The organism is Pseudomonas lijiangensis (assembly GCF_018968705.1).
GTDB classification, from domain to species: domain Bacteria; phylum Pseudomonadota; class Gammaproteobacteria; order Pseudomonadales; family Pseudomonadaceae; genus Aquipseudomonas; species Aquipseudomonas lijiangensis.
In genome coordinates this window covers 1,187,021-1,200,328 of the sequence record NZ_CP076668.1, presented here as the reverse complement: position 1 = coordinate 1,200,328, position 13,308 = coordinate 1,187,021, and the positions used below count along the sequence as shown (strand labels likewise).

The window sequence follows — 13,308 nt, the reverse complement described above, 5'->3', positions numbered from 1 at the left end:
CGAGCCGGTCAGATATGCAGGGTGATCTTGCCGAAGTGCTGGTTGGTTTCCTGATAGCGGAATGCTTCGACGATATCGGTCAGCGGGAACGAGCGGTCCAGTACCGGGCGCATGCCGTTGGCATCGATTGCACGAATCATGTCCTGCTGCAGGGTTCGGCTGCCCACCAGTACGCCTTGCAGGCGCAGTTGCTTGATCAGCGCCGGCACGACTGCCAGTTGCCCGGCGACGCCGGTCAGAATGCCGATCACCGAGATATGCCCACCGACACGCGCCGCCTGCATGGACTGCTCAAGCGTCGATGGGCCACCGACTTCGATGATGTGATCGACACCCCGGCCACCGGTCAGGGTGCGGGCAGTCTCGCCCCAGGTGCTGTCCTTGCGGTAGTTGATCAGGTGATCGGCACCCAGCGCGCTCAGGCGCTCCAGTTTTTCGTCGCTGGAGGATGTGGCGATGACAGTGGCACCCGCCATTTTGGCGAATTGCAGGGCGAATATCGAAACGCCACCGGTGCCTTGGACCAGTACGGTGTCACCTGCTTTAAGGCCGCCATCGCTCATCAACGCACGCCAGGCGGTCAGGCCCGCTGTGGTCAGGGTCGAGGCTTCTGCGTGGCTGTAGCCGACCGGTGCGAGGGTGAAGGAGGTTGCGCGGGCGGTGACTTGCTGACGGGCATAGCCATCGATACCATCGCCTGGAACAGTCACGAAGCCTTCCACCAGCGGCTCGCCGCTGATCCAGTCCGGGAAGAAGGTGCTGACCACCGAATCCCCGACCTTGAACTCGCTGACGCCCTCGCCTACCGCCGTGACCACACCGGCACCGTCGGCCATGGGAATGCGTGACTCGCTGGGGCCCCACATGCCGCTGACCACCGCGAAGTCGTGGTAGTTGAGGGAATTGGCGTGCAGGCGCACGGTGATTTCCCCGGCCTTGGGTGCCAGCACTTCACTGTCACCGACAATAACGCGCTCGTAACCGCCACCGGCCTGTACATAAATGGTTGTGTTGCTCATGATCGATCTCCTTTCCATTCAACGTCCTGTGAAATGACGAAATGCGTACCCGTAAGTTCAACGAACGGGCATGACGCGACTGCGGCTTCACGTCGCTCCAGCCCATGGAGCACTCTGCCGCGTCCGATAAATCCAATCAAACCGTTGCGAGCACACAGCCTCATGATGAATCTGAAATACAGCGTACCGGCCGCCCTTCTGCTGGGCCTGACAGGCATGGCGCAGGCCCAGGAATCGGCTTCGCATCTGGACAAGGTGATTCAGGCTGGCCAGTTGTCAGTGTGCACCACGGGTGACTACAAGCCTTACACCTTCCTGCGCAAAGACGGCGAGTACGAAGGTATCGATATCACCATGGCACGCTCGCTGGCCAAGAGCCTGGGCGTCAAGGTCGAGTGGGTCCCGACCACCTGGAAAACCCTGATGCCTGACATGGTCGCCGGTAAGTGCGACATCGGCATGGGCGGTATTTCCGTCACGCTGGAGCGGCAGAAGAAGGCGTTCTTCAGCAACACGCTGGATATCGACGGCAAGATTCCGCTGGTCCGCTGCGAAGATCAGGCCCTGTACCAGACCATTGAGCAGATCAACCAGCCATCCGTGCGCCTGATCGAGCCGGCCGGTGGCACCAACGAAGCCTTCGCCCGCGCTTATCTGCCCAAGGCTCAGATTGCTTTCCACGACAACAACACCATTTTCCAGGAGTTGCTGGACAAGAAGGCCGACGTGATGATCACCGATGCTTCCGAAGCGCTGTACCAGCAGAAACGCATGCCGGGGCTGTGCGCGGTCAACCCGACCCGTTACATGCAATACGGTGAAAAAGCCTACCTGCTGCCACGCGACGATGTGGCCTGGAAAAGCTATGTCGATCAGTGGCTGCACCTGAGCAAAGCCACAGGCGCCTACCAGCAGGCGCTGGGTGAGTGGCTGGCAGTGCCGGGCCAGTAAGCTGTTCTTGAGCCAGAGCGGGAATCACAGGCAGGTTCCCGCTCGGCAAGGGTTGCAAGCCGGGGTCGGCTGAAATAGGTTGTTGCAAGACCAACGACTGGAAGGCGCCACACGAGCATGAAGCCCAGCAAAACCATCACTCGCGCATTCTGTGTCGAGTTGCAGCAGGAGCTGTCGATCACGGCGGCCCGGCGTGAATACTTCTCTCAGGAGCCACCGCGCTCGCGCTTCGAGTTTCTGTGCTCAAGTGAGGCCTGCCGGGCGCTGGGCGCCAAGGTGACGGGGGTTCGCTATGACGTGAAGCCTCAGGACAATCCAACCTTCGTGGCTGCTCACTTTCGCGCCAACCCGCATTACGACCATCACGCCAGCTGCGAGTGGGTCGAGGAAGAAGCCGGGGAAGCCAAAGAAGAACCCGAAGTCGAAGAGACCGATCCCCAGGCCCGCATTCGCAAGGTCAAGCGCAAGCTGGATGACTACATTGATGTCTTCGATCCCGTGATCAAAGACCCGGTCAAGGAAAAGGCCGGCCCCGACAAGGCTGGACCTCGCGCACCGAAGCCTGCAAACGACTCTCCGGCAGCAGAAGCTTCGACGCCTGCAGCACCGCGTTACAGTGAAACGCGCACCAATAATCTTGAACGGCTGGTGGACAGCTTCCGTCAGGCCAAGGCGCAATTATCGCCCGATGACTTCAAGCTGCTGACCCTGAGGATTCCCGGACAGGGCGAATTGTCCCTGCGCTCGTACTTTCGCCACATCAAATATGCGCAGACAGGCGACAACGGCCGGGTGCTGTATGGCGGCGGGCTGGTGGAACGTTATGGTCTGGGGTTCAAGTTCAAGTTCTTCGACCGTCTCGAAGCCAAACTGGTGACGCTGTACGTGTCACCCGCGCAGATGCAGGCCTATCGCTCCAGTCGGTATATCACCGAGCTGTTGAGCCATGCCGATGAAGTGAAGTTCTTCACGGTCTATGCCTTGGGAAATGTCGTCAAAAGCCCATCGGGGAAAAGCTTCAGCGTCGAAGTCGAGGACTTGCGGCATCTGGCGATTGTGCTGGGGCCTGCGAAGGAATGAATCCGTAGGAGCGGATTTATCCGCGAATTGCTTCGCGAATGAATTGGCTCCTACGGCATGGCGCGGAATCAGACCTTCACGATCCAGCCGGCTGGAGCTTCAACATCGCCGGACTGTACGCCGGTGAGTTCAGCGTAAAGCTTGCGGGTTACCGGACCGACCTCGGTTTCGCTGTAGAAGACATGCAGTTTGTCTTTGTAGGAAATCCCGCCGATCGGGGTGATGACGGCCGCAGTACCGCAGGCACCCGCTTCTTTGAAATCACCGATCTTGTCGATCAGCACATCGCCTTCAACAACGGTCAGGCCCAGGCGGCTTTGCGCCAGTTCCATCAGCGACAGACGGGTGATACCCGGCAGCACGGAAGGCGACTTGGGCGTGACGAATTCATTGTTGGCCGTGATTGCAAAGAAGTTGGCCGAGCCGACTTCTTCGATCTTGGAGTGAGTCTGCGGGTCCAGGTAGATGCAGTCGGCGAAGCTGTATTTTCTGGCTTCGGAACCGGGCATCAGGCTGGCTGCATAGTTGCCGCCAACCTTGGCCGCGCCGGTGCCGTTCGGAGCAGCGCGGTCGTAGCCGGAGATCACGAAGTTGTTCGGCTTCAGGCCACCCTTGAAATAGGCGCCAACCGGAATGCAGAAGATCGAGAAGATGAATTCGGGCGCACTGCGCACGCCGATGTTGTCACCAACGCCGATCACGAACGGACGCAGATAGAGAGCGCCGCCCGAACCATAAGGCGGGATAAAGCGTTCGTTGGCCTTGACGACCTGCTTGCACGCTTCGATGAACACATCGGTAGGCACTTGAGGCATCAGCAGACGGGAACAGCTGCGCTGCATGCGCAGGGCGTTCTGGTCAGGGCGGAACAGGTTGATCGAGCCATCCTTGCAACGATAAGCCTTCAGGCCCTCAAAGCACTGTTGACCGTAATGCAGCGCGGTAGAACCTTCGCTGATATGCAGAACGTTGTCTTCGGTCAGGGAACCCTGATCCCAGGCGCCATCACGCCAGTGGGAGAGGTAGCGCTTGTCGGTTTTGATGTAATCGAAACCCAGGGTTTCCCAGTTGATGCTTTCTTGACTCATAACGCCCTCTTTCGTTTAGCCGCTGCCTGGATGAGTCAGGCCTGTGCCGTATTCTGCCAGATCATTTGAACTGAAGTGAGCATCCAATAAAAAACCCTGTGCCTTTCGGGACAGGGTTTTGTTTTTCGGGTTCAGGTGCAAGTCAGAAGGCGTAGGTCACCAACAACTCTTTCGTTACCTGAAAGTCCACCGACATCATCACGCTCAGGGCGGTGATGGTGAAGATGGAGAACACGAACAGCTTGCGGGCCCAGACAGTATCGTCCGCAGCCTTGTAGCCCTTCCAGGCCATGTACAACCAGTACATGCCCATGCCCGCTGCAACAGCGAGGTAGTTCAGACCCGCGTAACCGCCGAAAGTCAACATCAGGGTCGCTACGAGGAACGCCAGGATGTAGAGCAGGATGTGACGCTTGGTGACCAGAATGCCGCGCTTGACCGGCAGAACCGGAATCTTCGCTGCACGATAGTCGTTGAAACGAAAGATCGCGATCGCATACGAGTGCGGCATCTGCCACAGGCTGAACATCACCAGTAGCGTCCATGCCGCGAAATCGAAGCTGTTGCTTACAGCGCAGTAGCCAATCACCGGAGGCATGGCCCCCGACAGGCTGCCGATCAGGGTGCCGTGTACGGATTTACGCTTGAAGTACAGGCTGTAGAAGCCCACGTAAATCACGAAACCGATCACGCCCAGCAAGGCAGCCAGAGGGTTGGCGTAGGTGTACAGCAGGCTGACACCGGCGATGCCCAGAATCGTGGCATACAGCAGTGCAAGCTTGATGGACACCAGGCCCTGCACCAGCACACGGTTGCGAGTCCGCTCCATGCGCTGGTCGATATCACGATCGATGCAGTTGTTGAATACGCAACCTGACGCTACGACCAGGGAGGTACCGATTACCGCCGCAAGAAACACGATGAAATCGATATCACCCTTGGAAGCCAGAAAAAAGCCACCTGCCACCGAAAGCACGTTACCGAAAATGATCCCCGGCTTGGTGATTTGGATAAAGTGCTTCAGGGACATCTGGTATTCCTCAATGCGCCATCATTTCGCGATGGATACTGAAAATGATCCACAGCGACAGGCCGACCAGCAGCACGATAACCAACGCGGTGAAGGCAAACGCCAGCACGTTGTTACGTTGCGCACTCGTGAAGTCCAGGTGCAGGAAGTAATGCAGGTGCACCAGGATCTGGACGATCGCAAAGGCCAGGATGATCGCGATGGTCAGGTCTTTCGGCAGAACCGGGGACATGACCAGGGCGAACGGGATGGCAGTCAGGATGATCGACAGCACGAAACCGATGATGTACGACTTCACGGAACCGTGGCTATTGTCTTCAGCTGGATGATGTGAATTCGCCATTTACAGGGCTCCCATCAGGTAGACGATAGTGAACACACCGATCCAGACCACGTCCAGGAAGTGCCAGAACAGGCTCAGGCAGCTCAGGCGGGTCTTGTTGGTGTTGGTCAGGCCCTTTTTCTGGACCTGATACATCATGATACCCATCCAGATCAGACCGCTGGTTACGTGCAGACCGTGCAGGCCGACCAGGGCGAAGAACGCCGACAGGAAGCCGCTGCGGCTAGGACCGTAGCCTTCGTGGATCAGGTGATGGAACTCATAGACTTCCATGGCGATAAACGCAGCACCGCACAGGAAAGTCAGAGCCAACCAGCCCAGCACCTGACTTTTCTTGCCTTTGTACAGCGCCAGCATGGCGAAGCCGTAAGTGATACTACTGACCAACAGGAACGCGGTTTCCACAGCCACGAAAGGCAGCAGGAAGATGTCCTGGCCCGACGGGCCGCCCGCGACACTGTTGACCATCACGGCGTAGACCGCGAAGAACGATGCGAACAACACGCAGTCGGTCATCAGGTACAGCCAGAAGCCGTAGACCGTCATTCCACCGCTGTCGTGGTGATCGTCATGCCCATGGTCATGAGCGTCATGACCGTGGGCTCCGGAGTTGATAGCAATATTTGACATGTTTAAACCTGTTCCAGCGAGGACTTGACAGGAGTGTATGCACCGTTGGCCGCCAGGACCTTGTGATGCTCACCTTCAATACGCGCTACATCTTCAGCAGGAACCATGTAGCCCTGGTCGTCACGTGCAGCGTGAACAACGAAGACAGCAATGGTCGCTACCAGACTTGCACCCACCAGCCACCAGATGTGCCAGATGAACGCGAAGCCGAAGACGGTCAACAGCAGACCCATGTACAGGCCGGTCGCCGTGTTGTTAGGCATGTGGATAGCCGAGTAGTGAGCAGGAACCTTGTAGGCGGTACCGGCACGCTTGGCGTCCGTGAATGCGTCGATGTCTTTTGCCTCAGGCAGCTCGGCAAAGTTGTAGAACGGTGGTGGCGAAGAAGTGGACCACTCCAGAGTGTGGCCATTCCATGGGTCACCGGTCAGATCGCGGTTCTTGTTGCGGTCACGGATACTGACGAACAACTGGATCAGCTGCGAAGCGATACCGGCTGCGATCAGGAATGCACCGAACAGAGCAACGTTCAGGTAGATGTTCCACTCAGGCATGTCGGTAGCGTTCAGGCGACGGGTCATACCCAGGAAGCCCAGCGCGTACAGAGGCATGAATGCAACGAAGAAGCCGCTGATCCAGAACCAGAACGCTGCCTTGCCCCACTTCTCGTTCAGGGTGAAACCGAACGCTTTAGGGAACCAGAACGCGAAGCCGGCGATGTAACCGAATACCGCACCGCCGATGATGACGTTGTGGAAGTGAGCGATTACGAACAGGCTGTTGTGCAGTACGAAGTCAGCACCCGGGATTGCCAGCAGAACGCCGGTCATGCCGCCGATCGAGAAGGTAACCATGAAGCCCAGGGTCCAGAGTACTGGCGCGGTGAAGCGCAGACGACCCTGGTAGATGGTGAACAGCCAGTTGAATAGCTTCACACCCGTCGGTATCGCGATGAGCATCGTCGCCAGACCGAAGAAGGCGTTGACGTTGGCGCCCGCACCCATGGTGAAGAAGTGGTGCAGCCATACCATGAAGCCCAGTACACAGATCGCGCCGGAAGCGAAGATCATCGACTTGTGGCCGAACAGACGCTTGCCCGAGAACGTCGAGATGACTTCGGAGAAGACACCGAACGCAGGCAGAATCAGGATGTAAACCTCAGGGTGACCCCATGCCCAGAACAGGTTCACGTACATCATGGGGTTACCGCCCATTTCGTTCGTGAAGATGTGGAAGTCCAGGTAACGGTCGAGGGTCAGCAACGCCAGGGTAGCGGTCAGGATCGGGAACGAAGCCACGATCAGGATGTTTGCCCAGGTGCAGGTCCAGGTGAAGATCGGCATGTCCATCAGTTTCATGCCAGGGGTACGCATCTTCAGCACGGTAACCAGGAAGTTGACGCCCGTAAGTGTCGTACCTAGCCCTGATAGCTGTAGCGCCCAGATGTAGTAATCGACACCGACTCCAGGACTGTATTGCAGACCCGACAACGGCGGATACGCAACCCAGCCGGTCTTGGCGAACTCGCCGACACCCAGGGAGATGTTGATCAGCAGCATGCCCGCTACCAGCAGCCAGAAGCTGAGGGAGTTCAGGAACGGGAAGGCAACGTCACGAGCACCGATCTGCAGCGGCAGAACGATGTTCATCAGGCCGGTGAAGAACGGCATCGCCATGAAGATGATCATGATCACACCGTGAGCGGTGAAGATCTGGTCATAGTGTTCAGGCGGCAGGAAGCCTTCGGCACCGTTCTGGGCCATGGCCAGTTGTGCACGCATCATGATCGCGTCGGCAAAGCCGCGCAGCAGCATGACCATGGCAACGATGATGTACATCACGCCGATTTTCTTGTGGTCGACGGAAGTCAGCCACTCAGTCCACAGGTAGGACCACTTCTTGAAGTAAGTGATCGCCCCGACCACACCCAGACCACCGAGCGCGATCATGGCAAGGGTCACCATGACTATCGGCTCGTGGAACGGTACCGATTCCCAACTTAATTTACCTAACATCGTTTACTCCTCTGCCCCAGCAGCTGAATTTTTGCCCTTTTCCGCACCTTCGGCACCAGCGACTTCTTTCTCACCAGGGATAAGCTTCTTGCCTGGGTTCATACCTTCATACTTGTCGATGATGATCTGGAACAGGTTCGGAGTAACCGTGGAATAAAGTTCGACGGGATTGCGTTCGCTAGGTTTGGCCAGTTCAGCGTATTCAGCAGCACCAAGCTGTTTAGGTGAACTCTTGACTTCGTTGATCCAGGCATCGAAATCAGCCTGGCTGGTGGCGATAGCCTTGAACTTCATGCCGGTGAAGCCCGCGCCACTGTAGTTGGCCGAGATACCGTTGAACTCGTGGTTTTCGTTGGCGATCAGATGCAGCTTGGTGTGCATGCCAGCCATTGCGTAGATCTGGCCACCCAGGCCTGGAATGAAGAACGAGTTCATTACCGAGTCGGATGTAACCTGGAAATTGATCGGGGTATTGGCAGGGAAGACGATCTTGTTGACCGTGGCGATGCCTTGTTCCGGATAAATGAACACCCATTTCCAGTCCAGCGCGACAACCTGGATGGTCACAGGCTTGACGTCGGACTCAAGCGGACGGTACGGGTCCAGCGAGTGAGTGGAGATGTAGGTGAAGTAGCCCAGGAAGACCAGCAGGATCATGGGGATACCCCAGACCGCGACTTCGATCTTGGTCGAGTGCGACCAGTCGGGCGTGTACTTGGCGGCCTTGTTGGACGCGCGATACTTCCAGGCGAAGACGAAGGTCAGGACGATGACCGGGATGACCACGATCAGCATCAGCAGCGTGGCGATGATGATCAGGTTCCGTTGTTCGATACCCACCTGCCCTTTCGGATCGAGCAGAGGAACGCCGTCACAGCCGCTGAGCAACAGCATGCTGAACAGGGCCAAGTAGCCAAAAAACCTGGGGTACCTTGTTTTACTCATCTCACGACCTCTAAAAGCAGCTTGCGCGGTGCAGTGGGTTTCGACCGCCAACACTTTACCCTGCCAGTGCCGGCATCTTTTTTTAAATTGAACAAGGACCTGCCGAAACGCTCTGTTGCGAAACGACAAATCCGGGGGTTTTGCTATGAATTCTTATTTTGAGTCGCCGGAAACTGTCCTGCTTTCGCAGATCAATCGCCTTGCGCGCGCTGATCCTGCGCGCTCAGAGGCCAGCATTGCGCTGCCTGTTTAGCCTGCACAGGGCGCTCCGAGCCTCAAAATTTCTGATCGCCAAGCCTGGCTGGACGATGAGTGCTGGCGATTGTAGATATGTAAATTTTTATTGACTATGCCTAATTTTGTAACAGTTAATCTCAAAGCTTGCAACAATCGCAAATCATTGATCTTTATAACCAGAAAAAATGCCTCGTGAAAACGAGGCATTTTTCCATCAAAGCCCTTGCGTTCAGTAAGGTCTACGACGATTGCGAATGACGCCAATCGGGACCAGAACAGCGGTCAGAACGAATGCTATCAGAGCCCACTGGGCCAATGACAACCCCAAGACGGGCGGATAGGGTGTGGAGCAGAAACCGCTGACCTGAAATACCAGCGGGAAAAGCGACGCCAGGGGCAGACCGTCGACGATGGGCTGCAGGGTGTCGATGCCGCAGCTCACTGCCGGATGCGCCAGGGTGTAGACATGGTGGCCGGCAGCCGCGATACCGCCCAGGGCGCTGAGGGTGACCAGGGTTTCCATCACCGTGATGCTGCGACGGCCCGGCATGGCGGCGCCGATGAAAGCGAAGATGGCGATGAACAGCAAGGCATAGCGCTGCAGGATGCACAGCGGGCAAGGCGCCTCGCCCAGCACGATCTGCATGTACAGGGCGCCGCCGATCAGGGACAGGCAGATGATTCCCAGCAAGACCAGAAAACGCTTTTCGCGTCTCAGGTACAACGTGTTGTCGCTCATTCACTTACCTTATCGAAATGGTGTGCAGGTGCGCCGGGCCAGCGCAGGCACCTGCGGGACTGATCGCGAGTAAATACCCGCTGGCGGATGGTGCGCGATATTCGTCTCTCGTCCCTGCCAACTCAAGCGCCTGTCCGCCATACGGATGGATTTGCCAACCGGATGGTTCCTTCGGCACGAGGGAGGTGGTGGAGCACAGAGGCGCAAAAAACAGATCTCTTCCTTATATATAGAAGGATGCGTCTTTTTGTCGCACCCAGGTACCCGGAAAGAGAAGTGCGACAGTTTACCGCAGGGCAAACCCGGGACACAGACGGGGGCGCATAAAAGACACAATCGGTAATTCTCTTTCGTTCTGTGACGCAATCAACCGTTTGACGTCAAACAAATCAAACTGCCAGTATTGCGCCCCCCGCTCTTGCGGCCGAAAACAATCCTGCACGAAGTGAAAATCACTTTTCAAGAAGAGTGACCGAACACACAGGCCTTCAATGCTGCGGCCGTTAGCCTAAAGCCAGCCTGTCGCGAGCCGATAGCCTGTCACTGAAAGTTGTTTTGCGCCTCTCAGCGACGAACACCTATAGCCAGAAGGTTTTTATGTCACCCAAGAACGTCCGAGCAGATTCACTTTCGCTGCTGCTGTTCACGTTACGTAGCGGCAAGCTGATGGCGATCAATCTGCTCAAGGTCAGTGAAATCATTCCCTGCCCGCCCCTGACTCACCTGCCCGAGTCCCACCCGCACGTCAAAGGTGTCGCGACACTGCGCGGTGCCTCTCTGTCGGTGATCGACCTCAGCCGTGCCATTGGCGAGCGCCCGCTGGCCGATCCCGATGGCGGCTGCCTGATCGTCACTGACGTCAGCCGTTCCAAGCAGGGTCTGCATGTGCAGGCGGTGAGCAAGATCGTCCACTGCCTGACCACCGACATTCGTCCACCGCCTTTCGGTTCCAGCGGCCGGTCGTTCATCACCGGTGTCACTCAGGTCGATGGCGTTCTGGTACAAGTGCTGGATATCGAAAAAGTGATTCACGGCATCGCGCCGGCACAAATCGTCGTGCAGTCCGACGAGTTGCCTGCCGAAGACGTCATGGCTCTGTCCCAGTCGCGGATTCTGGTAGTCGACGACAGCCAGGTCGCGTTGCAGCAGTCGATCATCACCTTGCGCAACCTTGGCCTGGAATGCCACACGGCCCGCAGCGCCAAGGAAGCCATCGATGTCCTGCTGGAACTGCAAGGCACCCCGGCGCAGATCAACATCGTGGTCTCTGACATCGAAATGTCCGAGATGGATGGCTACGCCCTGACCCGGACCTTGCGTGAAACCCCGGACTTCCAGGACCTGTACATCCTGCTGCACACCTCTCTGGACAGCGCAATGAACGGCGAAAAAGCCAAGCTGGCCGGCGCCAATGCCGTGCTGACCAAGTTCTCGTCCCCCGAGTTGACCAGATGCCTGATCGAGGCGGCACACACAGTCATGGCCCAGGGCAACTGATTCGCAGAACGCCCTGCTCCAAAGGCCCTTCAAGGACCGACGCCTCAACCCGGCATTACTGGTTGATGCGTCGGGACCTCGGGCAGCCGGCACCTGAACCACACTGGCCTGCTGCCATCCGCCCCATACCCTTCTCTCTCGATCAAGCCCCCGAAATTCATCGTCTGCTCAGCCTGGGTTATCAGGATGGCAGCGGAAGCGTGCCGGACTATTCCCGTTGGGTGAACGCTTTCGAACATGACCCCGAGTTCGATACCGGGCTGTGCTTCGTTGCCGTGGACGATCAAGGACCGGTCGGCGTAATTACCTGCTGGACCAGCGCCTTCATCAAGGATCTGGTGGTTCACCCACGCGCCCGACGCCAGGGTGTCGCCATGGCCTTGCTGACACTGCTGTTCAGCCACCTGCGCCAACGCGGCGAACCCAGGGTCGACCTGCTGGTCATGGAAAACAATCTGACGGCGCGGCAGTTGTACGAAAAAATGGACATGTCCTACGTCCGGCGTTCGGCAATCGAAGGGGCCTGATCGGGCATAATCGACTCCCGATAGTGTGGAGGCCCATCATGAAATCACTTATCGCGCTGCCGATAATCCTCTGGGCAATTGCCGGCCAGGCCAACGCTGCCACCCCGCAAGCCTGGAACGCTCTGGACAAGGCCATGCTCGACAGTTGCCTCAAGGCCAGCCAGCTCAAGGACAGCAAACCCGTTGGCAGCAACGCCCTGTTCGATGACCGGGTTGGCTACAGTGCCCTGCTGTTGCAAGGCCGCTATCCCCAGAAGCACATGAACAATCGCAAGGGCACCGAGCTGTGTCTGTACAACCGTAAAAGCCGACAGGCCAGCGTGACCGAATGGGATAGCCTCCCACTCAAGTGAGGCGGCGCTGGCGCATAATTTGCTTCGCTACCTGTCCAGGTCGTGACTGACAGCAACTCGCTGTCGGTCCTGGCACCTATCCTGAACGGGTTATCGAAACAATGAACACTCAGTTTTCCTGCGTAGGTTGCGGCGGTTGCTGCACCGATCACCATGTTCCCCTGACTCTGCTCGAAGCCACGCAGTGGGCGGCTGACGGCGGTGCGGTGATCGTGTTGACCGAAGCCTTTCTGAGTGATGGTTATGGTGTTCCCCCGGAACAACTGACCCACGCCACTCGCCGTTCGACGGTGGTGAGCAGCGGCTCTGCACAGGCTTATGTCGCAATCACCTTCGCAGCCTACAACGTCGGGCGTTGCCGGAATCTTGACGCCGAGAACCTCTGCCGCATCTACGAGCGCCGCCCGCTGGTGTGCCGTATCTACCCGATGGAAATCAATCCGCACATTCCCCTGCGCCCTGAAGCCAAGGACTGCCCGCCGCACTCCTGGGAACAGGGTCCGGACCTGATCGTGGGCAACAAGCTGGTGGATACTCAACTGATGGCGCTGATCGAGCAATCGCGTCAGGCCGACCGGGACGAGATCGCCACCAAGCAGTCGGTCTGTCAGCTATTGGGGATTCGCACCACTGCGCTCAAGGGCAACGGGTTTGTGGCTTACCTGCCGGACATGCAGGCTTTTGCGGCCGCCATCGAGCAGGTCACCACCCGCACGGAGCCGGTTTCGTCCGATGCGGGCTGGGAATTTCATGTGGCGGGTCAGGAAGTCATCAACACGCTGAATGGAGCAGGTGCCGAGGTAACGACCCGCGACCCGACGTCCTACATGTTCATTCCATTGCAGTCGGCCTGA

Annotated in this window: 14 protein-coding genes; 6 read left to right on the top strand and 8 right to left on the bottom strand. The window is 57.7% G+C overall.

What is annotated here, in order from left to right; genetic code table 11:
* Nucleotides 1–8: 8 nt before the first annotated feature.
* A complete protein-coding gene (locus KQP88_RS05275; RefSeq protein WP_216705028.1) occupies nucleotides 9–1,019 on the bottom strand; it encodes a zinc-dependent alcohol dehydrogenase family protein in 1,011 nt (336 codons plus the stop codon).
* Between the two features lie 162 nt (nucleotides 1,020–1,181).
* Here KQP88_RS05275 and KQP88_RS05270 point away from each other — a divergent pair, with 162 nt between their 5' ends.
* Both KQP88_RS05270 and KQP88_RS05265 read left to right on the top strand, forming a co-directional pair.
* Nucleotides 1,182–1,970, top strand: a complete 789-nt coding sequence (locus KQP88_RS05270) for a transporter substrate-binding domain-containing protein (RefSeq protein ID WP_216705027.1) — start codon at nucleotides 1,182–1,184, stop codon at nucleotides 1,968–1,970.
* Between the two features lie 117 nt (nucleotides 1,971–2,087).
* Nucleotides 2,088–3,050, top strand: a complete 963-nt coding sequence (locus tag KQP88_RS05265; protein ID WP_216705026.1) for an ATPase — start codon at nucleotides 2,088–2,090, stop codon at nucleotides 3,048–3,050.
* 68 nt (nucleotides 3,051–3,118) lie between these two features.
* Here KQP88_RS05265 and KQP88_RS05260 read toward each other — a convergent pair whose 3' ends face one another.
* The 7 genes from KQP88_RS05260 to KQP88_RS05230 all read right to left on the bottom strand — a co-directional run bounded on the left by KQP88_RS05260 (nucleotide 3,119) and on the right by KQP88_RS05230 (nucleotide 10,077).
* On the bottom strand, nucleotides 3,119–4,138 hold the full coding sequence (locus tag KQP88_RS05260; protein WP_200995130.1) for a branched-chain amino acid aminotransferase: 1,020 nt from the start codon (nucleotides 4,136–4,138) through the stop codon (nucleotides 3,119–3,121).
* A 142-nt stretch (nucleotides 4,139–4,280) separates the two neighbouring features.
* Entirely contained in the window at nucleotides 4,281–5,168 is an 888-nt protein-coding gene (cyoE, locus tag KQP88_RS05255) for a heme o synthase (RefSeq protein WP_025258800.1), read from the bottom strand.
* Nucleotides 5,169–5,178: 10 nt separating this feature from the next.
* Nucleotides 5,179–5,511 carry a cytochrome o ubiquinol oxidase subunit IV gene (gene cyoD / locus KQP88_RS05250; RefSeq protein WP_025258799.1) on the bottom strand — a complete coding sequence of 111 codons (333 nt, stop codon included), beginning with the start codon at nucleotides 5,509–5,511 and terminating at the stop codon, nucleotides 5,179–5,181.
* A complete protein-coding gene (cyoC, locus tag KQP88_RS05245) occupies nucleotides 5,512–6,141 on the bottom strand; it encodes a cytochrome o ubiquinol oxidase subunit III (RefSeq protein ID WP_117184471.1) in 630 nt (209 codons plus the stop codon).
* Between the two features lie 2 nt (nucleotides 6,142–6,143).
* Nucleotides 6,144–8,156 (bottom strand): cytochrome o ubiquinol oxidase subunit I, encoded by a 2,013-nt coding sequence (gene cyoB, locus KQP88_RS05240; protein ID WP_216705025.1) that lies wholly within the window; start codon nucleotides 8,154–8,156, stop codon nucleotides 6,144–6,146.
* 3 nt (nucleotides 8,157–8,159) lie between these two features.
* The gene (cyoA, locus tag KQP88_RS05235; protein WP_025258796.1) at nucleotides 8,160–9,101 is read right to left on the bottom strand and encodes a ubiquinol oxidase subunit II; all 942 of its coding nucleotides are present in this window, start codon (nucleotides 9,099–9,101) and stop codon (nucleotides 8,160–8,162) included.
* Nucleotides 9,102–9,567: 466 nt separating this feature from the next.
* Complete coding sequence (locus tag KQP88_RS05230) at nucleotides 9,568–10,077, bottom strand: disulfide bond formation protein B (RefSeq protein WP_216705024.1); 510 nt, start codon at nucleotides 10,075–10,077, stop codon at nucleotides 9,568–9,570.
* 597 nt (nucleotides 10,078–10,674) lie between these two features.
* On the opposite strand from KQP88_RS05230, the gene KQP88_RS05225 reads away from it, so the two are divergent.
* The 4 genes from KQP88_RS05225 (at nucleotide 10,675) to KQP88_RS05210 (ending at nucleotide 13,308) form a co-directional block, all read left to right on the top strand.
* Nucleotides 10,675–11,574: a chemotaxis protein gene (locus tag KQP88_RS05225; protein ID WP_216705023.1), complete on the top strand. Its 900-nt coding sequence runs from the start codon at nucleotides 10,675–10,677 to the stop codon at nucleotides 11,572–11,574.
* A 65-nt stretch (nucleotides 11,575–11,639) separates the two neighbouring features.
* Nucleotides 11,640–12,101, top strand: a complete 462-nt coding sequence (locus KQP88_RS05220) for a GNAT family N-acetyltransferase (RefSeq protein WP_216705022.1) — start codon at nucleotides 11,640–11,642, stop codon at nucleotides 12,099–12,101.
* A gap of 38 nt (nucleotides 12,102–12,139) precedes the next feature.
* The gene (locus KQP88_RS05215) at nucleotides 12,140–12,454 is read left to right on the top strand and encodes a hypothetical protein (RefSeq protein WP_200995135.1); all 315 of its coding nucleotides are present in this window, start codon (nucleotides 12,140–12,142) and stop codon (nucleotides 12,452–12,454) included.
* A gap of 101 nt (nucleotides 12,455–12,555) precedes the next feature.
* Nucleotides 12,556–13,308 carry a YkgJ family cysteine cluster protein gene (locus tag KQP88_RS05210; RefSeq protein ID WP_200995136.1) on the top strand — a complete coding sequence of 251 codons (753 nt, stop codon included), beginning with the start codon at nucleotides 12,556–12,558 and terminating at the stop codon, nucleotides 13,306–13,308.